Origin of the sequence: Thermoflexus sp. (assembly GCF_034432235.1) — a bacterium.
GTDB lineage: Bacteria > Chloroflexota > Anaerolineae > Thermoflexales > Thermoflexaceae > Thermoflexus.
The window spans coordinates 1-23,384 of record NZ_DAOUCJ010000016.1 but is presented as its reverse complement, the minus strand read 5'-3'; the positions used below and the strand labels follow the sequence as shown (position 1 = coordinate 23,384).

The window sequence follows — 23,384 nt, the reverse complement described above, 5'->3', positions numbered from 1 at the left end:
ATGGGGTGGAGATCGAGGCCGAGGCTCTGGCATCCTCTTAGCGGAGTCGCGGTTTCAAGCCGGGGCTACGCCGCAGGGGGCTTTCGAGGAGCCGGGGAGCTGAGCCGATCGCCATCCCAGAACCGATCTCGCTTCCCCATTTTGTGTATTCCGGGAGGACGAGAATAGAATCATCTCGAGTTGTGGAGCCCCGTGATCCGTTCGGAGAGGAGAGGGGATGCCCGTTGTCCTCCTGCTGGACATCGATGATGTCTTGGTGCTACCGGTAGGGTATAAACGAGGGATCCCGGCTACCCTGGGGACCTTCACCCGGCGCCTGGGATGGGAAATCCCTTTGCCGACGGAGGGGGACATCGAATGGTTTGAGGCCTCGGGGGTGACCAGCGAATGGGATTCCACGGCCATCTGTCTGGCCGGGCTGCTGCTGGAGGCTGCCCGCCTCGATGAGCGCTGGATCGTCCCGGATTTCGAGGAGGCCATGGCCCGCCTGGCCGAGCGGGCCCTGGATGGCCGGGAGATTCGCCCCCATTATGTCGCCTGGGTGAAGGCGGCGGGCGAAGCAGCTCAGCCCGGTGAGCGCCCTTCCCAGGCGGCCCTGCGCCTCTGGCGGCAGGAGCTCCTGCCGCAGCTTCCTCGCTCGGATGCGCTGGCGGTTTTGCTGGATGTCCTCCTGGCCAACACTCACCGCCTGTCCTGCCCGACCACGGCGGTCTTTCAGGCCTGGATGGTCGGAAGCCAGGCCTATCGCGAGGCGTATGGGCAGCCCGCGCCCGTCGAGGTCCCTCGAGGGTTGCTGGAGGAGGACCAGCCGTTACTGGCCTACGAGGGATCTCGAGCGCTCGTCCATGTCTGGCATGAGGGTCGTCTGGCCCCCGCGTTCTACACCTCACGACCTTCCCGCCCGCCGTTGAAAGAACCGCCGCCGCCTTTCCCGGTTTATTCCCCGGAGGCGGAGCTGGCTGCCCGGCAGATCCGGCTGGAGGACTGGCCGCCGGTGGGCCTGGGCCGCCTGTTCTGGCTGGCCGATGCCGTCGGGCTGCGGGAAAACCCGACCAAGCCACATCCGATCCACGGGATGGCCGCCTTTGCCGCGGCGATCGCCTCCGTCGATGGGATTCCGGAAACCCAGGCCCTCCAGTCCGCCTATGAGACCCTCCAGGCTGGAACCCTGACCGGCCCCCTGGCCGAATGGTCGGAATTCTCCTGGCATGTCGTGCTGGTCGAGGATTCCGTAAAGGGCATCCAGGGGATTTTTCGCACCGTTCGCCAGTTGTATGAGCTGGGCATGTCCGTCCGCCTGACCGTGTTCGGGGTGGCTCCGCACCCGGGTCCCAAGGCGGAGCTTCTGGAGGCTTATGCCGATCGCCTGGTGCCTTCTGTGAACGATACGATTGAGGAGATCGTCCGTCTCTGTCGAAACGGATGAGGGGGTGGATGGATGGGGATCCCGGATGAGAAGCCGGAATTCCAGGCGATGGAAACGGAGCCGTCGCCCGAGATCCTCACGGTCTGGCCGGATGATGACTGGGCCTCATTGCGGTTCCGGATCGCCACCGCCCGGGCTTCCCGGGTGATCCTGGAGGTCCCGGCGGATCATCCCGCGATGGGCCCTGTTCTCTTGCGTCGTCTTCAGCATCTGGCGGAAGGGATCGGGAAGGCGATCGCTCTGGTCACCCCCTCCGGTGAGGGGCGCCGGATCGCCCGCGAGCTGGGGGTTCCCGCTTTCCCCACCCGGGAAGCCGCCCTGCGCGCCTCATGGCCGGACCATGGAGATTACAGCGAGCCGGGGGTGGTCCTGGGGCTCACGCCGGCCATGCAGGCGTGGGCGGAGGCCCGGCGTCGGCCGCTTCCCCGATGGGCTTATGGGCTGAGCTTGGCGATCGGCGGCCTGGGGCTTCTCGCGATGCTGTTCCTGGCGATCTTCCTGATCCCTTCGGCGGAAGTCACCCTCTATCCCCAGGGACAGCCGGTCGCTGTCCGGGAAACTGTGATCGCGGATCCCCGCCTGGCGGCCCGGGATCTCCGCCGGGGGGCTATCCCGGCTTACCCGGTGGCTGTCATCGTGGAGGGTCGGGCGGAGACGCAAGCGACCGGACGTCAGGAACAGCCTGCTGGCTACGCGGAAGGCCATGTCGTGCTGGTGAACCAGACCGCCCGTCCGGTGGAAGTCCCTTCCGGCACGATTGTTCGAGCGGCCAGCGGCAACATGGCGGTTCGCTTCGTGATCAGCCCGTCGGTCACCGTGCCGGCGGGCTTTGGGGCCACGGCCATCGCCCGGGTGCGGGCCCTGGAGCCCGGGCCGGTGGGCAATGTGGGGCCGAACCAGATCAACCTGGTGGAAGGGCCCCTGGCCTTCGCGTTGCGCGTGAGCAATCCGGAGCCTCTGACAGGGGGCCGGCTCGATATCATCCCGGTCGTCACCGCCGCCGATCGGGATCGGTTGCGCGAGGCCCTGATCGCCCAGCTGCGCCAGCAGGGTTACGCTCAGATGCTGGCCGGGCTGGATCCTCAGGATTGTGTGCTGCCGCAAACCCTGCAGATCCAGGTGTTGCTGGAAGGATACGATCGACTGGTCGGGGAGCCGGCCCAGACCCTGCGGGCGGAGATGCGCGCTCGGGTTGTCGGATATAAGGTCTTGCAAAGCGATATCGGAGCGATCGCCCTGGTCGCCCTCACCCGGCAGACCCCTCCAGGGTATGAGCTCGTCGCCGAGGGATTCGCCTTCACCGGGTGTAAGGATCTGGAAGCCGTGATGGAGAGCGATGCGGAAGGCAATTCGCGTATCCGGATGACCCTCCAGGCCCAGGGGAAAGCCATCCCTCGCCTTTCCGTCGCGCAGATCCGTCAAAAGATCCGCGGGCGATCCCTCGACGAGGCCCTTCGTCAGCTCCAGGCCTTTCCCCTCTCTCAGCCGCCGGAAATCCGGATCGCCCCCCAGGGCTGGCCCTGGCTCCCGTTGCTGGAGTCCCGGATTCGGGTGCGGATCCGGTAGGGACGTCCCCTCTGGATGTTGCGGATGGATGACCTGGCGGTGGTGATGGTGACCTGGAACGTGCGGGATTGGGCCCTGCGGGCGTTGCGTTCGCTCTTCGTCGCCCTGGAGCGATCGGCCCTGACCGCCTCCGTGTGGGTGGTGGATAACGCCTCCCGCGATGGCACCGTGGAGGCGGTCCGCTCTGCCTTCCCCGCCGTTCGCCTGATCGTGAATTCCACCAATCAAGGGTTTGCCGCCGCGAACAACCAGGCGCTGCGGGCCATGGGGTTCCCGGATCATCCTGCGGCGCCGCGTTATGTCTGGCTGCTCAATCCGGATACGGAGATCCTGGATGAAGCCCCCCGCATCCTGTTCCGTTTCATGGAATCCACCCCCCGTGCCGGCATATGTGGCCCGCGGTTGATTTACCCGGATGGCCGGTTTCAACACAGCGCCTTTGATTTCCCAGGGCTCGCTCAGCTCTTCCTCGATCTCTTCCCGCTTCATCCCCGTCTGCTGGAGACCCGTCTGAACGGACGTTATCCCCGGGCCTGGTATGTGCGGGGGGAACCGTTTCGGATCGGGCATCCCCTTGGGGCGGCGATGATGGTCCGGGGGGAGGCGATCCGGTCGGTGGGGTTGCTGGATGAGGGCTACTGGATGTATGCGGAGGAGGTGGACTGGTGCTGGCGGATGGCCCGGGCCGGTTGGGAGCGTTACTGCGTGCCGGAAGCGGTCGTGGTGCATGCGGGCGGGGAGAGCGCCCGGCAGATGCGCCCGGAGATGGTGCGGGCGCTCTGGGCGAGCCGTCTGCGGCTTTACCGCCGGCATTATCCGCGATGGAAGTTCCGGGCCGCCTGTTGCTTGGTGGCCCTGGGTGCCGACGTGCGCGCCCGGGCCCTGGCCCGGTTGGTGGATCCTGAGAGCGTGGCCTTGCGGGCGGCCTATAAGGCGGTAAAGCATATGGCGCTTCAGGCGGAAAGCCTCCCCGATTAGTTCGCAACCGATTTCCTGGGGGGAAGCTTCGATCCCCCTCCCTGTGGCGATCGGGGTTGCAGAGAGGGATCCTCTCGCCTTCCCGTCGCGCTGAATTCCGTAACTTCCTTCGGTGGGAAAACATATGCTGGCGGTGGTGATCCTCACCCGTAACGAGTCGGCCTTTATCGAGGCGTGCATTGAGAGCGTGCGCTGGGCGGATCGAGTGGTGGTCTTCGACTCGTATAGTGAGGACGACACGGTGGAGCGGGCTCGCGCCTGCGGGGCCGAGGTCATCCAGCATCCCTTCGAGAACTACGCAGCCCAGCGCAACGCGGCCCTGGAGCAGGTGGAGGCCGACTGGATTTTCTTCGTAGACGCCGATGAGCGGGCGACGCCGGAGCTGGCGGAGGAGATCCGGTCGGCTATCCGGGATCCGTGCTATGTAGGCTGGTGGGTGCCCCGACGGAACTATCTGTTCGGGCGGCTGACGCGGGGCGGAGGATGGTGGCCGGATTACCAGCTGCGGGTTCTGCGCCGGGGCTATGCCCGATACGAACGTCCGGTCCATGAGATTGTGGTGCTGCAGGGCGCGGCGGGGTATTTGCGGAACCCGCTGATCCATCATAACTACGATTCCCCAGCGGAATTTCGGGCCAAGCAACGCGCCTATGCGCGGCTGGAGGCGCAGGCCCTTCGGGAAGCAGGAGTGCGCCCTCGGATCTACACGCCATGGACGATGATGGCGCGGGAGTTCTGGCGCCGCTTTATACAGCTGCGAGGATACAGCGATGGCCTCCATGGCCTCCGGCTGGCCCTCTGGATGGCCCTCGCCGTATGGGAGACTTACCGGCTCCTGCAACGGGAGTATACGTAAGCTCTAGGGGATGAAGTGGTTTAACATCCTTTTTCTGGAAGATCCGGCTGAAAGGAGGAGAGGCGATGCGCCATCGATTGGTGCACGGGCTGAGGGGACTCGGGTTCGTTGCGTTGCTGGCCATGACGGCTTGTGCCCGGGCCACGCCTTCGCCGACGCCCGCGCCCACCCGGCCGCCCGCCACCCCTACGAAGGCGCCGCCCAGCCCGACGCCGACCATGACTCCAACGAAGGCGCCCACGCCTACTCCGACGCAGACGCCGACCCCGACGCCCGCGCCCACCCGGCCGCCCGCCACCCCTACGAAGGCGCCGCCGAAGCCAGCGGGTCCGCCTGCTGCCTCCCCTACGCCTGTAGCCACCCCTGTTGCGGTTTCCCTTCCGCCGGATTTCGGGATCCAGAAATCTGCTCAGTGCAACTGGGCTCAGGCGCAGTGCACCTTCAACACCAATTATGGCCCGGATACCCAGATGGGGATCTCCATCACGGACACCATGACGATCTCCTTTGCCCTGGTGGGCTTTGGAGGGCCCGGCGGCCCTATCTGCTTCATGATCACCCCTTCGATCATCCGATGCGGCGATCGATATCCACAATCTGTCCCTCACAACGGTACGATAGGGATGGGCCTCGTCGTGCAATTCCCCGCGGTGCCTTTGCAGCCCTTCCAGAACTGCGTCTATCTCCTGACGAGCGATGCGAACCCTCAGAATAACCATGCATGTGTAACGATCGTTCCGCCTCCACCCACCCCTTAGGCGGAGAATGAAGCGCCGGAGAGAGAGGTTCAGGGCCCTGACAGGGGGATCCGGGGATCGAAGGGCGATGATCTCCGGAGCCAGAGCCCACCCCTCCGCCCATCGCGATGCGGATGGATACCCCCAGCGCCTGTGCCAGCCCTCCCGAGAGCAGCGCGCCGACCGGGAAGAGGCCGAAGAAGACCAGCGTGTAGAAGCTCATCACCCGTCCCCGCAGCGCATCCGGGATGAGATGCTGGATCATCGTGTTCGCCAGGGCGTTTTGCACGGCAAATCCCACGCCGATTCCCACCAGGAGGAGCATGGCCAGGGGCAATTGGGATGCGAAGGCCAGGCCGACCACCAGCCCGGGGAAGAGGAGGCTGGCTGCCCGGAGCAGAAGTCCCGCATAGCCCGGCCTGCGCAATACGGCCACAAGCAGCGATCCCACCCCCACGGCCGTGGTCAACAGCCCGAGGGTGATCTCGGACCCTCCCAGCACATCCCGGGCAAAGGCGGGGAGCAGAACTGAATAACCGGAGGCGAAGAGATTCGAGACCGCCACCATGAAGATCAGCCTCCGAACGGTTCGATGGCGCCAGACATACTGAAAGCCTTCGCGAAGCTGAGTCAGCGGGGAATGCTCCACGCCCGGCCCGGGATGATCGGAAACCCGCATGCGTGTGAGCCCGAAGATGACAGCCAGGAAGCTGATCCCGTTCAGGAGGAAGCACCAGGCGGGGCCGAAGGCCGCCAAGACGATCCCAGCCAGGGAAGGGCCGATGATCCGGGCGGAGTTGAACAGAGCGGAATTCAGAGCGATGGCGTTCATGAGGTCCTCCCGCCCCACCAGTTCAATAACGAAGGCTTGGCAGGCCGGCGCGTCAAAAGTGTTCGCCAGGCCCAGTAAGAAGGAGAGCGCCACGATATGCCAGGGCTGGATCCGTCCCGGGAAGGCCAGCGCGGACAGAACCAGGGCCATCATCGTGGATTGGGTGAGAAGGAGCAGGTTCCGTTTGGGAACCTGATCGGCCACGATCCCTGCCCACGGGGAGACCAGGGGAACGGGCATCGCGGAGACGAAGCTGATCAGGCCATGGGTACGGATCCTCCTCAGGATCTTCAGCGCGAAGAGGAGGCTTTCCAGCTCCTCGCGTGGCAGCGGTGCCAGACGCTCCTGTAACCAGAGGCTGGCCTCCTGGAAGAGGGCCTCCAGGAGGGCATGCCCTTCCGGGGTGAGCTCCAGCTGCACGCGCCTGGGGGGACTGCTTCGAAGGCCTTGCAGAGGGTTCCCTCTTCCCCAGCCCATGTCTGAATCTCGGTTGTGTAGGGGGCTTGACAAGGAGCTCGGAGATGCTTAGAATCAGGGCACGGTAACTTGATGGGTCAACCCTTCATGTCTTCATGTTTCCTCGTATGAACCGCATGCGGGTTCCACTCAAATACATCCAGATCGCCCGGGCGTTGCAGGAGGCGATCGAGTCTGGAGAGCTCCGTGCGGGCGATCCGCTGCCCTCCGAATATGAGCTGATGCGGGCCTATCGCGTGAGCCGGAACACGGCGCGGAGCGCGCTGGATTTCCTTGTGCGTATGGGCCTCGCATATCGTGTGCAGGGGCGCGGGACTTTCGTCGCAGCCTCCAAAGTGAAATATGGGCTTTTCCACCTCTCCAGTTTCACCGAGGAGATTCAGCGCCAGGGGATGCAGACCTGGGCTCGTGTCCTTGCCCTCGAGGCGATCATCCCGCCCCCTGCGATCGCTCGAGCTCTTCAGCTTCGCGCCGATCAGCGTGTGATCCGCATCGAGCGGCTCCGACTGGTGAACGGGAAGCCCTTGGCGCTGCATCTCTCCTTCGTTCCTGAGCATTTGTGTCCGGATTTGATTCATGTCGATTTCACCACGGCCTCCCTGTATGCCGTCCTGGAAGGACCATGTGGGTTGCGAATCGCCCGCTCTGAGCAGGTGCTGCGGGCGGTGGCGGCTACCCCGAAGCAAGCCAGGTTGCTCGGTATCCCCCAGGGTGCGCCCCTGCTGTCCATCCAGGGGGTCACATATCTGGAAGATGGGACGCCGCTGGAGTGGCTGGAATTGCTCTATCGGGGAGATCGTTATGAATTAACGTTCACCGCTCTTCGGTCCTATCGGAGTGAGTTCCCATGAAACAGCGGCTGATCATCGATACCGATGCGGGTGTAGATGATGCGATTGCGCTTCTGATGGCTCTGTCCGATCCCTCGGCGGAGGTGGTGGCGATTACCACTGTCTCTGGCAATGTGCCAGTTGATCGGGTTATTCGCAACGTGGGGATTGTGCTGGATTTCGTGGGAGCGGGTGCCATCCCGATCTTCCGGGGGGCTGCGCAGCCTTTGGTCGGGCCGCCGATCCACGCCATGGAGATCCACGGTCAGGACGGTCTGGGGGATGCGGGGTTCCCACCTTCCTCCCGAAGCCCGGATCCGGATCCTGCTCCATGGGCGATCGTGAACCTCGCCCGCCGGTTCGCGGGCGAGCTGCTTTTGATCGCCCTGGGCCCGTTGACCAATGTGGCCCTGGCGGTGGCGCTGGAACCAGAGCTCCCCCGGCTCCTCGGGGGATTCCTGTGGATGGGTGGTGCCATCCGTGCGCAGGGCAACACCACTCCGGTGGCGGAATTCAATGCCTACGCGGATCCGGAGGCCGCAGCGGCCGTTTTTGCCCGCGGGATGGATCCGATTGTGGTGCCCTGGGAGACGGTTGTGGAGGCTTTCATCCCTTGGGAGGACTGGGATCGGCTGCTTCGGATAGAGCCTTTGGGGCCGAAGGTGATCGCCCCGATGACGGCCCGTTTGCAGCAGCTCCTGAAAGCGCGCGGCTGGCCCGGGATGGTGTTGGCGGATCCGGTTGCGATGGTCGTCGCCCTGAATCCGGCATCTGCCCGTTTGGAATCTTGGTATATTGAGGTGGAGACGGTAGGGGCTATCAGCCGGGGATTAACCGCTGTGGATCGTATGAGGTTGCGCGGGCGGCCGCCCAATGCCCGCGTGGCCACTGCGGTAGATCGCAGCATCCTTCTCCAGATGCTGGGATCCGCTTTTCGTCGTTCGTTGCTTGAATCCTGATAGAATCCCTTCAGCGGGAGGGAAAAATGTGGAAATGGCTGAAATTGTTTCTCCCCGCACTTCTGCTGATAGGTTGTGCTGGGGCTCCTTCAACTCCTTCCCCTCCTGCTCCGGGAGGAGCGAAGCCCCTGAAGGCAATCCTGGTCCTCAATGGCACCCTGGGGGATAAGTCTTTCTTTGATTCCGCGCAGCGGGGGATGGATCGAGCCCGCCAGGAGCTGGGAGTAGCCACGGAGACCATCGAGCTGGGATGGGATCCCGCCAAACACCGCCCGGGCCTCGAGGACGTAGCCGCCAGCAAGGACTACGACATCCTGATTGTGGGCACCTTCCAGATGGCGGAGATCCTGGCTGATGTGGCGGCTAAACATCCAGACAAGAAGTTCATTATTTTCGACACTGCGGTGAATTATGAGAAGTGCCCCAACCGGTGCTCGAATGTTTACTCCATCCTTTATAAACAGAACGAGGGCTCTTATCTGGCTGGGCTTTATGCGGGCTTGATGGCCCGCAAGCTTCTGCCGGAGGGATCTGGAAGGCCGATGATCGGGGTGGTGGGGGGTATGGATATCCCCGTCATCAACGACTTTATCGTCGGCTATAAGCAGGGCGCCAAGGACGCAGGCCTGGACCCGGATCGCGATGTGCTGGTGCAATATGCGGGGGCCTTCAACGATCCCGCCAAGGGCAAGGAGATCGCCAAGGCAATGTATCGCCAGGGCGCGGTGATTGTGTTCAATGTGGCCGGAGGCACGGGGCTCGGGGTACTTGAGGCCGCCGCGGAGGAAGGACGCTGGTCCATTGGAGTGGATAGCGATCAGTGGTTCATGCTGAAAGACCAGAAGCCGGAGGTGGCTGCCCGGATCCTCACCTCGATGTTGAAGAACGTGGACAACTCCATCTATCGAGCGTTGCGTCTGGCGCTGGAAGGCAAGGTCCCCTGGGGGCGGGCGGAGGCGCTGGGGATCGCGGAAGGTGGGGTTGGGCTGGCCAAGAACGAAAACTATCAGAAACTGACGCCGGAGGATGTAAAGGCCCGCATTGAAGAGGCGGAGAAAGCGATTCTGGAGGGTCGGATCCGGATCGATACCGTCTTCAAGTGAAGCGGGGGATGGGGCATGCCCTTCGTCGAGATGCGAGGCATCACGAAAGTCTATCCGAACGGAGTGGTGGCCAATGATCGGGTGAATTTCGAAGTGGAGGCAGGGGAAGTCCATGCCCTGATCGGGGAGAACGGGGCGGGCAAAACCACCCTGATGAAAATCCTTTACGGACTGGAGCGGCCGGATGCCGGAGAGATCCGGGTTCATGGCGCCACAGTTCAGATCCGATCGCCACTGGACGCTATCCGGCTGGGGATCGGCATGGTGCACCAGAATCTCCTGTTGATCCCGGAGTTCACGGTGGCGGAGAACATCCTGCTGGGGATGGAGCCCCGGCGCTGGGGCCTGTGGGATCGCCCCGCGGCGGTTCGAACGGTTCGCACCATGATAGAGCGGTACGGGTGGAAGATCGATCCGGAGGCCCGGGTAGCCAATCTTTCGGTCGGGGCGCGCCAGCGGGTGGAAATCCTAAAAGCCCTCTGCCGAGGCGTAGATCTGCTGATCCTCGACGAGCCAACCGCCCTGTTAACTCCTCAGGAAACCCACGAGCTGTTCCGGTCCATTCGTGATCTCGTGCGCGAAGGGAAGACGGTGATCTTCATCACCCACAAGCTCCGCGAGGTGAAAGCGATCGGAGATCGGGTTACCGTGATGCGCCAAGGGCGCGTGGTAGGAACCCTGCCGGTGGCCGAGGCCTCGGAGGAGCAACTGGTAGCCTGGATGCTGGGGCGTCAGGTCTCCACAACCCGGGAACATCCGCCCGCCCGGCCCGGCCCACTGGTGCTATCCGTGGAGGGCCTCTCTTACATCAATGAAGAAGGACGCCAGATTCTGCGCAACGTCTCTTTTGAGATTCGGGCCGGGGAGATCCTGGGGATTGCGGGGGTGGAGGGCAATGGGCAATCGGAGCTGGTGGAGATCCTGGCTGGATTGCGTCGGCCGACGGCTGGCGAGATCTGGCTGAACGGCCAGCGATTGCCTCCCGGGAATCCCCGGCGGATCCGCCAGGCGGGCCTCGCCCACATCCCGGAGGATCGTCTCCGCAACGGAGTGGCCCTCTCGCTTTCTATCGCCGAGAACCTGATCGCCGATCGCTATTTCAACCCATCGTTTTCACGAGGAGGATGGTTAGACCGGGGAGCGATCCGCCGCCATGCGAGCGCCCTGATGCGAGCCTTTGATATCCGAGCGCCGGATCCAGAAGTGCCGGTCGGTGCCCTCTCCGGTGGGAACATACAGCGGGTGATCCTGGCCCGGGAGCTGAGCCAAGGCCCGCTATTGCTGCTGGCGGCCCAGCCTACCCGGGGCCTGGATGTGGGGGCGACGGAGGCCGTGCATCAACTCCTGCTCCAGCAACGGTCCCAGGGGGCAGCCATCCTCCTGGTGTCCTCAGATCTCTCGGAATTGCAGGAGCTATCTGACCGTCTGGCCGTGATACACAACGGGGAAATCGTGGCGCTCTTCCCGGATCCGCGTCAGATCAGCGAAGAGGAGATCGGCCTTTATATGCTGGGGTTGAAACGCCAGCCTCTGATCGACGGGAAAATGGAGGCAGGGAGGCTATGAACGGGAGGGGACGGAAGTGCTGACGGGAGAAGCGATGGAGGCCTCTCGAATTCAGAGGCTACGCCGTTACCAGGCATGGCTTGAGGTAGCCCGGCCGCTGACAACAGTCATCGCCGCCCTGGGCGTGGGATTCCTGGTCACTTTGCTGGTTAGCCCGCGCCCGCTTCAAGCATACATCGCCCTGCTCACTGGCCCGGTCAGCACTCCCGCTCGTCTGGGGACCTGGATCGAAGATGCCACCGGGCTGATATGGCTTGGGCTGGCCTTCGCTATCGTTTTCCAGGCCCGGCAGTTCAGCTTGCTGGCGGAGGGCCAGCTCCATCTGGGTGCCCTGGTCGCAGGCATTGTCGCCCTGCGCATGCCATTGCCTGGCGTCCTCCATCTCATCGTTGCCCTGGGATCCGCTGCATGGGTCGGATCCCTTTACGGTTTGATCCCAGGCGTCCTCAAGGCTTATCTCGGCGTCAGCGAGCTGGTGGCCTCCCTGATGCTGAACGTGATCGCCCAGCGTTTCTATGAGTTGCTGCTTACCTACTGGCTGAAGCCGCCTGGCGCAGGCTATAACTGGACGGATCCTTTCCCCTCAACGGCGACCCTGGGAGCTCTGATCCCGGGAACCCGGATCAATATGGGCCTTCCCCTCGCTCTGGCTGGAACGGTCCTGGCCTGGCTTCTCCTGTACCGTTCGACCCTCGGATACGAGCTGCGGGTGGTAGGGGCGAATCCCGAGTTCGCTCATTATGCAGGCATCCCCCTGCGACGAACCATCCTGATCGCCATGGTGGTGAGCGGCATCCCAGCCGGGCTGGCCGGGGCCTATCTGGCCGCGGGAATTCATCAGCGGCTGATCCTGAACATCTCCCTAGGCCTAGGGTTCGAAGGGATCGTGGTCGCCCTGCTGGCTCGAAACAATCCAGCCCTCGTCCCTTTCGCCGCCCTGCTTTACTCTTACTTGCGAATCGGCGGGGACATTATGGAGCGCACTGCCGCGGTGGGCTCGGATCTGGTGCGTTTGATCCAGGCGACGATCATCCTTTTTCTGACTGCCGAGGCGCTTTTTGAGATATTCCGCCGCCGGGTCTTTCGCAGGGGGGATCTCCATGTCGGAAAGTGAGGTGTTGCGGGCAATTCTCTCCCCGGCGTTCCTGGCCAGCGTCCTGCGGGTGACCACTCCTATTCTCCTGCCTGCCCTGGGGGGATTGGTCTCTGAGCTGGCTGGGGTGATCAATATTGCTCTGGAAGGGATAATGCTGACGGCTGCCTTTGTAGGCGTTGTGATCAGCGCCTACACCCAAAGCGCATGGGCGGGGCTGGCCGCTGCGATGGCGGCCAGCGCCATCCTGGCCCTGGGCCTGGCTTTCCTCCATCTGGAGTTAAAAGCGGATCTGATCCTGACCGGCCTGGCCTTCAATCTCCTGGCCTCTGGGGGCACGGTCTTTGTGCTCTATAGTCTGACTGGAGATAAAGGGACCTCCGCGAAGCTGGCCAGCCGGGTGATGCCCACGGTCGATGTGCCGCTTCTGGAGGCCGTTCCGATCCTGGGGCCTGTTTTGAACCATCACAATGTGATGGTTTATGTGGCCTTTCTGATGGTCGGGGTGGTCGCTCTGCTTCTTTATCACACGCCATGGGGAATTCACGTGCGGGCTGTAGGGGCTCATTCGGAAGCCGCGGCCAGCGTGGGTTTGAATGTTCGCGCCCTCCGCTATCAGGCATTGCTGTTAAGCAGCCTCCTGGCCGGATTGGGAGGCGCATATATGAGCATGGGATATCTGCAGCTCTTCCAGCGTGACATGACTGCCGGGCGCGGCTTCATTGCTCTTGCTGCGGTTTTCATGGGCGGGCGGCATCCCCTGGGCACGATGCTGGCCGCTCTGCTCTTTGGGGCTGCGGACGCCCTGGCCAGCCAGCTGGGGAATCTTCGAATCCCTCCCCAGTGGGTTCAGATGATCCCTTATGTTGCGACGGTGATGGCGCTGGCGGTCTATGCGATCGTTCAACAGGCGGCTGCCCGCCGCTATCTTCGAGCGTCGTCTTTGAGGGAATCGGGTCTATGAGCCTGGACGATCGCATCCTGGGTGCGCTCTACGGACAGGCGCTGGGGGATGCGTGGGGGATGCCTGCCTTGCTTCATCCCCTTCAGACTTGGGAGCGGTTCGGCGGCTGGCTGGATCGCTTCTACCCTGCCCCTCCGGATCATCCGGTCCATGCAGGGCTTCCGGCCGGACGGGTCACCGATGATACGGAGCAGGCCTTTGCCGTAGCCCAGGCGATCCAGTGGGAAGGGAAAGTGACGGCCGGAGGAGTGGCTCGAGCGTTGCTGGCCTGGTATGAGCAGGCGGGTGGGGAACGCTGTCCTTTTATTGGCCCCAGCACGCGTCGCGCGCTCCAGCGCCTCAAAGCCGGGTGCCCGGTGGAGCAGGCCGGCCTTGGAGGGGATACAAACGGGGCGGCCATGCGGGCTAGTGTGGTGGGACTTATCCATCCGGCCGATATCGAGGGGGCGATCCGCGACGCAGCCCTTCAAGCGATCCCCACGCACCATACCGATGTGGCGATTTCAGGGGCGGCGGCCGTGGCTGCCGCGGTGGCGGTGGCTCTGGTCCCGGACAGCTCCCTGGAGTCGGTGCTCGCGGCAGGAATCCGGGGAGCGGAGGAAGGGCGTCGCCTGGGCCCCCCCTGGATGGGCGCTTCTGTGGCGCGGCGTATCCGCATGGCCCTGGAGATCGCCGCACAACCCCTTCCGCCGTTCGAGCGCATTCTGTTGCTCTACGAGACGATCGGAAGCACGCTGTCAGCCACGGAGGCGGTCCCCGCCGCTTTTGGCATCCTGGCCATGGCTAATGGGGATCCCATCCAGACCGCAGTTTACGCTGCTGCTCTTTCGGGAGATGCGGATACGGTGGGGGCGATGGCCTGCGCGATCGCGGGCGCGTGGAGTGGGCTCTCAGCATTCCCTCCCGAAATCCTGCGTGTCCTGCGTGAGGTCAACCCCGAGCTGGATTTCGAGGGAACCGCGTATGGCTTGTTGCGCTTGCTTCATAAACATCGGGTATGAGGCCTGTTCGCGCATGTGTTCCTGATCCGAATGTGTCCGGTGGGGATCCGCGATGGGGTCTCATGTAGTAGCGATTGGCGATCTGGTGGCTGATATCCTCTGTGTGGTTCCATCCCTTCCCATCGAGCCGGGAGCCATTCACACCCCGTATCCGATCCAGGTGGAACCTGGAGGTTCGGGCAATTTCCTGATCACGGCCGCCCGGCTGGGGTTGAAGGCTTCTGCCCTTGGGGCCCTGGGCACCGATGCGGTCGGGGATATCATCTACGCGGCCCTGAGCGAAGAAGGCGTGGATCTCCAGTTCGTCTACCGCCCGCCGCATTCCACTACTACGACTGTTCTGGTCCTTGTAGGGGAAGACGGAGTGCATGCCCTCATCGGCTCCTACGGCCGCATTCCTCCGCTTTGTTGGCATCCGGAGTGGGAGTCTCTTTTTCGAGAATCCTCCGCAGTCTTCATGCCCGGTTACACGCTGGCTGAGCCGGCGTTCCAGGAGGTCGCCCTCGCAATCCTGGAGCGGTCGCAGGAGTGGGGCTGCCGGATCGTTTTCGATGCTGGTCCCATGGCTGTCCATATCCCAAAAGATGCGTTAAAGGCTGCTCTCGCGCTTGCAGAAGTGGTGCTTCTAACAGAAGAGGAAGCCCATGCTCTCCAGCTGGATCCCCCCCAGATCTTGCAGGAGGGGCCCAGGATTGTGGTCCTCAAGCGTGGCGCGGCCGGCTGCCGGATCTTTACCGCCACGCAGCAGGTGGAGGCTCCAGGTTTCCCTGTGTCGGCGGTCGATCCAGTAGGCGCAGGGGATAGCTTCGCCGCCGGCTGGGTCTACGCGATGCTCAAAGGATGGCCGCTGGAGCGCGCGGCTCTCTTCGCCAACGCCGTGGGGGCGGCGAAAGCCCAGAAGCGGGGAACCGGCCGCCAGATGCCCACCCGTGCGGAGGTCCGACAAGTTTTAGAAAGGCATCGGCCGGATCTCCTGCGCGGGACAGAGCTCTGAAGATCCCGACATGGAGGCGAGGCAATGGATCGCCTGATTATAGATACAGACACCACTGCGATGGCGGTGGCCCTGGATCCTGAGGTGTGTGTGATGAGGGGACGTCACTTTGTCGATGTGGAGACTCAAGGTGAGCTCATCCCCAAGATGATGGTGATGGATCGCCTGAGGATGATAAGCCAGGAGCCCAATGTCGAGGTCTGCTGGGCGATCGACGTCTCTCGCCGGAAGCGGATACAGCGCCAGTGTCTGACATCGTGGGAGTTCGCTCATGAGCGGGAGGCCGATCTCCTTCGGCGTGACGCTTCCTCATCGATGGACTTATGCCTCTCCTCAGACGATCGCGGAGATCGCCCGTGAGGCGGAGGCACTGGGCTATAGCTCCGTCTGGGTGACGGATCATATCGTGGTTCCCGTGCATCGCCCGGAACGGGGTCATATTTTCTATGAGGCGCTGATGACCCTGGCCTATGTGAGCGCCATAACGGAGCGAGTTCGACTGGGCACAACGGTGCTCATCGCGTCGGCTCGCCACCCGGTGTTGCTCGCTAAACAACTGGCCACGCTGGATGTGCTCTCCCGGGGCCGCCTGATTGTGGGGGTGGGCACAGGATGGATACCAGAGGAACTGGAGGCTTTGGGTGTTCCGTGGGCGGAGCGAGGTCGCCGGCTGGATGAGGCCATCCAGGTGATGCGGACGCTCTGGGCCTCATCTGGGCCTGTCAGCTTTGAGGGCCGCTATGTTCGGTTTCGAGATATGCTTTTCGAGCCCCGTCCCATCCAGATCGGAGGACCGCCGATCTGGGTGGGCGGGATGACGGATCCCTCACTCCGGCGTGCTGCGCGATGGGGGGATGGCTGGCTGCCCTGGGCGGTGGCCCCGGAGGAGCTGGCATGGAAAGCCGAACGCATCCGCTCATGGCGGAACGGACGTCCGCTGACCATCGGTCTCTTCCTTCCGGCGGATGTCGGACGGCGTTCCCTCACAGAATACATCGGCGCGGTAGGAGAGCGCCATGTCGTTCTGTCGGGAATGGAAGAGGAAGTCCGGGAGCAAATCGCCCGTTATTGTGAAGCCGGCTGTGAGCACCTGATCCTCTCCTTCCGGGACGTTCGTCTGTTTCGGGATGATCGTGTGGACCTGTTGCGGGAGCAGATGCGCTGGTTCGCCCGCGAAGTGATGCCCACTTTCCGTCCTCCTGCAACGGACCGCGGGTCATGAGGGGATCATCACAGGGGTTCCTTATTAGATCGGACATCATCCCCTTCGAATCGCGTTTCGCCAGTGGGACCATTTTCACCGGGTCGCGCAGGCCACTTTGACGGCGGTGTTTAGGGGGCAAATGGAGTGGGAAGCCAAGCTCTGCCTTCTAAATGGCAAGAGGCCAGGGGAGGCGGGATTGCTGGTCCGATTCGTGGGCCGCTTGGTCTCTCCTCCATGCCCCCCATAGCGGGCGGATCAATGGAACTGTTCGGCTTCCGTGGAGCCGGCGAGGGCGATCGTGGCGGTCGCGCCACGGGTGACGGCCATCACAACGGCATCGAAATAGCCGGTCCCAACCTCCCGTTGATGCCGGACCGCGGTGTATCCCTCCGCCTCCCGGGCGAACTCCGCCTCCTGAAGACGGACATAGGCCGCCATCCCTTCGAGACGGTAAGATCGAGCCAGCTCGAAAGTATGCAGATTGATCAGGTGCCAGCCGGCCAGGGTGATGAACTGGAACCGGTAGCCCATGGCGGCCAGCTCCCGCTGGAAGCGGGCGATGGCGGTGTCATCCAGGTGGCGTTTCCAGTTGAAGGAGGGCGAGCAGTTGTAAGCCAGCAGCTTGCCCGGAAACTGAGCATGGACGGCCTCAGCAAATCGCCGGGCCTCCTCCAGGTCCGGCTGTGAAGTCTCGAACCAGAGCAGATCCGCATAGGGGGCGTAGGCCAGGGCGCGGGCGATGGCGCCCTCCAGCCCGCCGCGCACCACGAAATACCCCTCCGGGGTCCGCTCCCCGGTCAGGAAGGGGCGATCGCGCTCGTCGATGTCGCTGGTGAGCAGTGTGGCGTTCCGCGCATCAGTGCGGGCGATGAGCAGGGTGGGTACGTCCAGGATGTCCGCAGCCAGCCGGGCGGCGTTCAGGATGCGGATGAACTGGCCCGTGGGGATCAGAACCTTTCCCCCGAGATGGCCACATTTCTTCTCCGCCGCCAGCTGGTCCTCGAAGTGCACCCCAGCTGCCCCCGCCTCGATCAGTGCCTTCATTAGCTCGAAGGCGTGGACGATCCCCCCGAACCCGGCCTCCGCATCGGCGACGATGGGGACCAGCCAGTCGCGTTCCGTTTTCCCTTCCAGCCATTCGATCTGATCGGCCCGCAGCAGGGCGTTCTGGATCCGGCGGACCAGGGCGGGAACGCTGTTGACAGGATAGAGGCTCTGATCCGGGTAGGTCTGCCCGGCGAGGTTGGCATCGGCGGCCACCTGCCAGCCGCTCACATAGATGGCCTTCAGCCCGGCGCGGACCATCTGGACGGCCTGGGCCCCGGTGAGGGCACCGAAGGTCGCCACATAGGGCTCCGTATGCAAAAGTTGCCAGAGCCGCTCCGCCCCGCGGCGGGCCAGGGTGTGCTCGACCCGCACCGATCCCCGCAGGCGGACGACGTCCAGGGCCGTGTAATCGCGACGGATGCCCTTCCAGCGGGGATCCGTCGCCCAGCGCTGCTCCAGCGCCTCCGCCTCCGCCATCCACAGCGTGCCATCCCGGTTCATCGCGTGCCTCCTGCGTCACGGATTCGCGCCTGTGGCGAGGCCACGGTCTCCAGATAGGCCATCCCGGGCTCTGTGAGGAAGGGGATGAAGTCCTCCGATTCCACCAGGAGGTCCAGCAACTCCTGAGCCTCCCGGAGGCGGAGGCCCTCCTCCTGGCCCGTCGGCTCCAGGGTGGCGATCTCCTGATCGCGAAGGACGCGGTAGAGGGCTCGATCGACCAGGCGCCCATCGTTCAGACGGACGCCGTGGCGGCGCCATTGCCAGATCTGGGAGCGGGCGATCTCGGCCGTCGCCGTGTCCTCCATGCGGTGGAAAATGGCCACAGCGCCACGCCCGGCCAGCCAGGCCCCCAGGTATTGCAGCGCGACGGAGATATTATTCCGCAGCCCTTCTTCTGTGATCGGGCCTTCGGGGATCTGAAGCAGCATCTCGGCAGTGATCTCACCCGGCGGGATGCACTGGATCTGATCCGGCCCCCTGAGGGTTTCCCGGAAGACCTCCTGGACGACCGGCACGAGGCCCGGATGGGCGACCCAGGCACCATCGAATCCCATCTGGACCTCCCACGTTTTATCCGCTCGCACCTCCGCGAAGGCCCGCTCGTTGGCCTCGGGATCCCGGCGGGGGATATAAGCGGACATCCCGCCGATCGCATGGGCGCCTCGCCGATGGGCGACCTGCACCAGCCGTCGGGCGGCGGCCCGCAGGAAGGGGGTGGCGGACACCGAGAGCCGGTTGCGATCGGGGAGGATCATCGTCGGATCGTGGGCGAAGGCTTTGATCATGCTGAAGATGTAATCCCAGCGGCCCAGGTTGAGGGCGGTGATCCGCTCCCGCAGCTCATACAGGATCTCCTCCATCTCGAAGGCTGCCAGGATGTGCTCGATGAGGACGGAGACACGGATGGCTCCGCGCGGCAGATCCAATCGATCCTCTGCGGCCTCGCAGACCTGGTTCCAGAAGCGGGCCTCGAGATAACCCTCCAGCTTGGGCAGGTAGAGGTAGGGGCCGCTTCCCCGGTTCAGGAGCTCCCGGGCGTTGTGGAAGATGAAGAGGCCGAAATCGAACAACGCCCCGGCGACCGGCTGGCCGTCCACGCACAGATGCGGCTCGATCAGATGCAGACCGCGCGGACGCACCATCAGGGTGGCGATCTCCTCCGCCAGGCGATATTCCCGCCCCTCCGGGGAGACGTAGCGGATGGTCCGCCGCACCGCCTCTCGAAGGTTCTGCTGCCCCTGGAGCATGTTCCTCCAGGTCGGGACGTTCGCATCCTCAAAATCCGCCATAAAAACCTGGGCTCCGGAGTTGAGGGCGTTGATCACCATCTTGCGATCCGTCGGCCCGGTGATCTCCACCCACCGGCAGCGGAGATCCTTGGGGGGCGGAGCCACCTGCCAGTTCCCCTCGCGGATCCCCCGCGTCTCCGGCGGAAAGCCTGGACGCTCTCCAGCCGCGAGGCGGGCGTAGCGCTCCCGGCGCCGGGCCAGCAGGCGCTGCCGCTCCTCCTCGAAGGCCCGGGCCAGCTCTGCAACGAAGGCCACCGCCTCCGGGGTCAGGATCTCTTCAAAGGGTGCTTCGAGAGGCCCCTGGATCTCGATTCCCTCCAGCGTGGCGCGCATCTCCCTTCCTCCACCGGGGGATTTCCGCCACGGGTTTACGGCGGGTACTTGTTATCGTATCGGCTCGCATCGGCGTTCACAATATCCCTTCGGGGGGTTCCGACGCCCTGAGAGAAGGGCTTCTCCGCCCCGTCGATGGAAGAGGCCTTCCCCGACCAAAGGAGAGGGCACGGCTCGCCGTTTGAGGGGGGAGGACGGCCCCGAAGGCGTAGGGCGCTTATGGGGATTTCTCCGGAGGAACCCGACCGGAGCGGGCGGTGAAATAAACGCGGGCGGCCTCCGTGCGGTTGCGCACGCCCAGCTTCTGGAAGATGTTCTGAAGGTGGAACTTCACCGTCGTCACCCGGACGCCGAGGCGTCGGGCGATCTGGGCATTGCTCAGGCCCTCCGCCGCCAGGGCCAGGATCTCGCGTTCTCGTTCGGTGAGGGCGAGCAGACCCTCCGGGATCCGCCGGCTAAGCCAGCGCCGCGCGGCCTGGGGAAATACCAGATGGCCCTGGGCGACCTGCCGGATGGCCGTGAGGGTTTGCTGGGGTGGTTCCGTCTTCAACACGAAGCCATCCGCCTCGCGTTCGATCGCCATTTGAATGAACTCGCCATCTCCAAAGGCCGTGAGGATCAGCACCCGGGTTCCCGGGCTGGCCCGGCGGATCGCCTCCAGGCAATCCCATCCGGAAAGGCCCGGCATCTGGAGATCCAGCACCACCACGTCCGGGCGATGGCGCTCGACAACCGGGATCAGCTCCGTCCCATCGGTCACGGCGGCCACCACTTCCATGTCTTCCTCGGCCCGGAGCATCGCCCGCAGGCCCTCCAGGACCAGGGGGTGATCATCGGCCAGCACAACCCGGATCCGACGGGGAACCCCGCTCTTTCCCTTCAACATGGCAGCCACACCCGAATGGAGGTTCCACGGCCCGGGGCACTTTCGATTTCAAATCGGCCGCCCAGCAGCTCCGCCCGATCCCGCATCCCCCGCAGCCCGAAGTGGCGCATCGCCTCAGGGGAGGAGTTTTCCAGATAGCGCTCCGGATCGAACCCATGGCCTTCGTCCCGGACCTCGAGCCAGAGCCCGTGGGGCTCGCCGCGCAACCGGACGGTGTAATGGGCGACGCCGGCGTAGCGGGCCGCGTTGTTCAGCGCCTCCTGGAGCAACCGGTAGAGGGCGATTTTCACGGGAAGCGGAGGCGTGGGGAGATGTCCTTCCACCTCCAGATGAACCTCGTGGCCGGTGAAGACCTCATGCTGGAGGATCAGGCCGTGGACCATGGCGAGCAGGGGGCGGTGTTCGAACTCTGGAGGGCGGAAGGCGCCGATGAAGGTGCGGATCTCGGTGAGGGAGCGCTCCAGAAGCTGGGCCGCCTGTTCCAGACGACGGCGCGCCGTCCGATTCAGCCGCCCGGCCCGCAGTAACAGCTGGATCTGGGAGAGGGCGGCGAAGATCTCCTGAACCGGGCCGTCGTGGATGTCCAGGACGATGCGGCAGAGTTCCTGTTCCTGCACATGAAGCAGGCGGCGGGAGGCCTGTTGCTCCCGGGCCAGCTGGAGGAGTGCTGCGGCCATCCGAAGGATGGCCAGCACCGCGCTGGGATCCTGCTGGGCTTCATCGGGCTCCCAAGTCCAGATCAGCCCCAGCTCGCCGATCTCCATACCGGCTTCCCCCACCGGAAACTGGCGGATGAAGAGAGACCCGATGGCCTCGGATTCTCTCTCTCCCGCCAGAAGCACCTCCGCGGCTCCCAGCCAGCCAGGATGAGCAGCGATCCAGCCGCGTTCCGCGCCGAGCCATGCGATCGCCAGCCGGAGCAGTTCCCGGGCCGCCACCCGCACCGGATCTCCGGGCTCTACCATCTCCCCTGGGCTCATCGCCATGCCCTCCTTCAGCGTTTCACACTCTCCAAAGGGCGGAGCCAGCGGTATCTTTCCTTCCCCTTGGGCAGGGGATGGACCCCTCTTTACCCCCATGATACCTGGAGATTGCCTCTTATGCGGTCCGATCGGCCGCCTGGGACTTGACAAAATCCCCCGGGCCCAATAATATGATATATGATTCATCTGTCATATTCCAGGGGAACATGGCACGGGCACCGGTGACGGTTCGGGGCGAGCAGACCCGCCGCCGGCTGCTGGAGGCGGCAGAGGAGGTCTTTGGGGAGCTGGGGTTCCGCCGGGCTTCGATCGCGGAGATTGTCCGCCGCGCCGGGGTGGCTCAGGGCACCTTTTACCTCTACTTTGATTCCAAAGAGGAGATCTTCCGCGCCCTGGTCCGCCATATGAGCCACGAGCTTCGCAAGTTCATCGCGATGGCCGTGGCGGGCCTGCAGGATCGGCTGGAGATCGAACGCGAAGGTTATCGCGCCTTTTTCCGCTTCGTCCTCCAGCACCGCTTTCTCTACCGCATCGTCCTGGAAAGCCAGTTCGTGGATGAGGAAGTCTATCGGGAATACTACCGGCGCCTGGCGGAAGGTTATGCCCGGGGGCTGGCGCGAGCGATGGAAGCCGGTCAGATCCGCCGTATGGATCCCGAGACGCTGGCCTATTGTTTGATGGGGATCGCGCATCTGTTGGGGATGCGCTGGGTGCTGTGGGAGAACCGGGAGCCTCCGGAAGAGGTGCTGGAGACCGCGATGGCTTTCATCCGCCATGGAATGGCGCTTCCGCCCGAAGGGGAAGGAGCGGCGGATGCCCCACGTGCGGGCGAATGAGGTTCACCTTTTCTATGTGGAGCATGGCCATGGGGAGGCCGTGATCTTCATCCCCGGCCTGGGCGGCGACCATTACCTATGGCATCGCCAGTTGCCTGCCTTCGCTGCTCATTTTCGAGCCATCGCGATCGATAACCGGGGCGCCGGGCAGTCGGATAAACCGGATGTCCCCTACACGATCGAGCAGATGGCCGATGATGTGGCCAGCCTGATGGATGCGCTGGGGATAGAGCGGGCTCACCTGGTGGGGGCCTCGATGGGCGGCTTCATCGCCCAGATGTTCGCCCTGCGCTATCCCCATCGGCTCGCCCGTCTTGTCCTTTGCTGCACCTCCTTCGGCGGCCCCAACGTGGTCCCCATGCCCTCTGAAAGCCTGGCCGTCTTCACCGATCGAACCGGGGATCCGGAGATCGATCTGCGGCGCCTGTGGGCGATCTCTGTGGCGGAGCGGTTCCTCCGCGAACACCCCGAAGCCCTGGAAGCGTATGTGGCCTGGCGGGTCGCTCATCCGCAGCCACTTTATGCCTACCAGCGCCAGCTGGCTGCCGCCATGGCCTTCGATCTGGAAAGCCGTGTCCATGAGATCCAGGCACCTGTCCTCATCACCCACGGCACGGAAGATCGTGTGGTCCCGTTGGAGAACGCCCGGCGCCTGCATGCGCGCATTCCCCACAGCCGTCTGATCCTCTTCCCCGAGGCCGGCCATCTCTTCTTCATCGAGCGGGCGGAGGACTTCAACCGTGTAGTGATCGCCTTCCTGAAGGGAGAGGAGCCCTCTGGATGATCCCGGCAGCGGATTGGCTGGCGAAGCGGGCTCGGCTTTCCCCGAACCGCGTGGCGATCATCGAAGCGGCCACCGGTCGGCGGCTCTCTTACGCGGAATGGAACGCGCGGGCGAATCAGGCAGCCCATGCGCTGCAGGC

General features: G+C 64.0%; 21 protein-coding genes. 16 read left to right on the top strand and 5 right to left on the bottom strand.

Annotated elements, in window-relative coordinates; genetic code table 11:
• Positions 1-217: 217 nt before the first annotated feature.
• The 4 genes from VAE54_RS02110 to VAE54_RS02095 all read left to right on the top strand — a co-directional run bounded on the left by VAE54_RS02110 (position 218) and on the right by VAE54_RS02095 (position 4,826).
• Positions 218-1,426 carry a hypothetical protein gene (locus VAE54_RS02110; RefSeq protein ID WP_322800279.1) on the top strand — a complete coding sequence of 403 codons (1,209 nt, stop codon included), beginning with the start codon at positions 218-220 and terminating at the stop codon, positions 1,424-1,426.
• A gap of 12 nt (positions 1,427-1,438) precedes the next feature.
• Positions 1,439-2,992 carry a baseplate J/gp47 family protein gene (locus tag VAE54_RS02105; protein WP_322800278.1) on the top strand — a complete coding sequence of 518 codons (1,554 nt, stop codon included), beginning with the start codon at positions 1,439-1,441 and terminating at the stop codon, positions 2,990-2,992.
• Between the two features lie 24 nt (positions 2,993-3,016).
• Complete coding sequence (locus VAE54_RS02100; RefSeq protein ID WP_322800277.1) at positions 3,017-3,970, top strand: glycosyltransferase family 2 protein; 954 nt, start codon at positions 3,017-3,019, stop codon at positions 3,968-3,970.
• Between the two features lie 124 nt (positions 3,971-4,094).
• A complete protein-coding gene (locus tag VAE54_RS02095) occupies positions 4,095-4,826 on the top strand; it encodes a glycosyltransferase family 2 protein (protein ID WP_322800276.1) in 732 nt (243 codons plus the stop codon).
• Positions 4,827-5,393: 567 nt separating this feature from the next.
• Here VAE54_RS02095 and VAE54_RS02090 read toward each other — a convergent pair.
• Positions 5,394-6,872, bottom strand: coding sequence for an MFS transporter (locus VAE54_RS02090; protein ID WP_322800275.1), 1,479 nt, complete (start codon positions 6,870-6,872; stop codon positions 5,394-5,396).
• Between the two features lie 116 nt (positions 6,873-6,988).
• Between VAE54_RS02090 and VAE54_RS02085 the strand changes: the two genes are divergently transcribed.
• From VAE54_RS02085 to VAE54_RS02040, 10 genes are read left to right on the top strand one after another with little or no spacing between them, the layout of a single operon-like run.
• Positions 6,989-7,723 carry a GntR family transcriptional regulator gene (locus tag VAE54_RS02085; protein WP_322800274.1) on the top strand — a complete coding sequence of 245 codons (735 nt, stop codon included), beginning with the start codon at positions 6,989-6,991 and terminating at the stop codon, positions 7,721-7,723.
• Complete coding sequence (locus VAE54_RS02080) at positions 7,720-8,661, top strand: nucleoside hydrolase (RefSeq protein ID WP_322800273.1); 942 nt, start codon at positions 7,720-7,722, stop codon at positions 8,659-8,661. The genes VAE54_RS02085 and VAE54_RS02080 overlap by 4 nt, the downstream gene beginning before the upstream one ends.
• 26 nt (positions 8,662-8,687) lie before the next feature.
• On the top strand, positions 8,688-9,764 hold the full coding sequence (locus VAE54_RS02075) for a BMP family ABC transporter substrate-binding protein (protein ID WP_322800272.1): 1,077 nt from the start codon (positions 8,688-8,690) through the stop codon (positions 9,762-9,764).
• 15 nt (positions 9,765-9,779) lie between these two features.
• Positions 9,780-11,330, top strand: a complete 1,551-nt coding sequence (locus VAE54_RS02070; protein WP_322800271.1) for an ABC transporter ATP-binding protein — start codon at positions 9,780-9,782, stop codon at positions 11,328-11,330.
• Between the two features lie 16 nt (positions 11,331-11,346).
• Positions 11,347-12,444, top strand: coding sequence for an ABC transporter permease (locus tag VAE54_RS02065; RefSeq protein WP_322800270.1), 1,098 nt, complete (start codon positions 11,347-11,349; stop codon positions 12,442-12,444).
• Entirely contained in the window at positions 12,431-13,387 is a 957-nt protein-coding gene (locus VAE54_RS02060) for an ABC transporter permease (RefSeq protein WP_322800269.1), read from the top strand. Before VAE54_RS02065 ends, VAE54_RS02060 begins: the two co-directional genes overlap by 14 nt.
• Positions 13,384-14,388 carry an ADP-ribosylglycohydrolase family protein gene (locus tag VAE54_RS02055; RefSeq protein WP_322800268.1) on the top strand — a complete coding sequence of 335 codons (1,005 nt, stop codon included), beginning with the start codon at positions 13,384-13,386 and terminating at the stop codon, positions 14,386-14,388. Before VAE54_RS02060 ends, VAE54_RS02055 begins: the two co-directional genes overlap by 4 nt.
• Before the next feature lie 52 nt (positions 14,389-14,440).
• Complete coding sequence (locus VAE54_RS02050) at positions 14,441-15,382, top strand: carbohydrate kinase family protein (protein WP_322800267.1); 942 nt, start codon at positions 14,441-14,443, stop codon at positions 15,380-15,382.
• 24 nt (positions 15,383-15,406) lie between these two features.
• On the top strand, positions 15,407-15,742 hold the full coding sequence (locus tag VAE54_RS02045) for a hypothetical protein (RefSeq protein ID WP_322800266.1): 336 nt from the start codon (positions 15,407-15,409) through the stop codon (positions 15,740-15,742).
• Positions 15,654-16,604 (top strand): LLM class F420-dependent oxidoreductase, encoded by a 951-nt coding sequence (locus VAE54_RS02040; RefSeq protein WP_322800265.1) that lies wholly within the window; start codon positions 15,654-15,656, stop codon positions 16,602-16,604. Before VAE54_RS02045 ends, VAE54_RS02040 begins: the two co-directional genes overlap by 89 nt.
• A gap of 237 nt (positions 16,605-16,841) precedes the next feature.
• Here VAE54_RS02040 and aceA read toward each other — a convergent pair whose 3' ends face one another.
• The 4 genes from aceA to VAE54_RS02020 all read right to left on the bottom strand — a co-directional run bounded on the left by aceA (position 16,842) and on the right by VAE54_RS02020 (position 21,622).
• Positions 16,842-18,134: an isocitrate lyase gene (gene aceA, locus VAE54_RS02035; RefSeq protein ID WP_322800264.1), complete on the bottom strand. Its 1,293-nt coding sequence runs from the start codon at positions 18,132-18,134 to the stop codon at positions 16,842-16,844.
• Complete coding sequence (gene aceB / locus VAE54_RS02030) at positions 18,131-19,756, bottom strand: malate synthase A (protein ID WP_322800263.1); 1,626 nt, start codon at positions 19,754-19,756, stop codon at positions 18,131-18,133. Before aceB ends, aceA begins: the two co-directional genes overlap by 4 nt.
• Before the next feature lie 217 nt (positions 19,757-19,973).
• Positions 19,974-20,642 carry a response regulator transcription factor gene (locus VAE54_RS02025; RefSeq protein ID WP_322800262.1) on the bottom strand — a complete coding sequence of 223 codons (669 nt, stop codon included), beginning with the start codon at positions 20,640-20,642 and terminating at the stop codon, positions 19,974-19,976.
• A complete protein-coding gene (locus tag VAE54_RS02020) occupies positions 20,636-21,622 on the bottom strand; it encodes a sensor histidine kinase (protein ID WP_322800261.1) in 987 nt (328 codons plus the stop codon). Before VAE54_RS02020 ends, VAE54_RS02025 begins: the two co-directional genes overlap by 7 nt.
• 209 nt (positions 21,623-21,831) lie before the next feature.
• On the opposite strand from VAE54_RS02020, the gene VAE54_RS02015 reads away from it, so the two are divergent.
• Both VAE54_RS02015 and VAE54_RS02010 read left to right on the top strand, forming a co-directional pair.
• Entirely contained in the window at positions 21,832-22,461 is a 630-nt protein-coding gene (locus tag VAE54_RS02015; protein ID WP_322800260.1) for a TetR/AcrR family transcriptional regulator, read from the top strand.
• Positions 22,439-23,245 (top strand): alpha/beta fold hydrolase, encoded by an 807-nt coding sequence (locus VAE54_RS02010; RefSeq protein ID WP_322800259.1) that lies wholly within the window; start codon positions 22,439-22,441, stop codon positions 23,243-23,245. Before VAE54_RS02015 ends, VAE54_RS02010 begins: the two co-directional genes overlap by 23 nt.
• Positions 23,246-23,384: the final 139 nt, after the last annotated feature.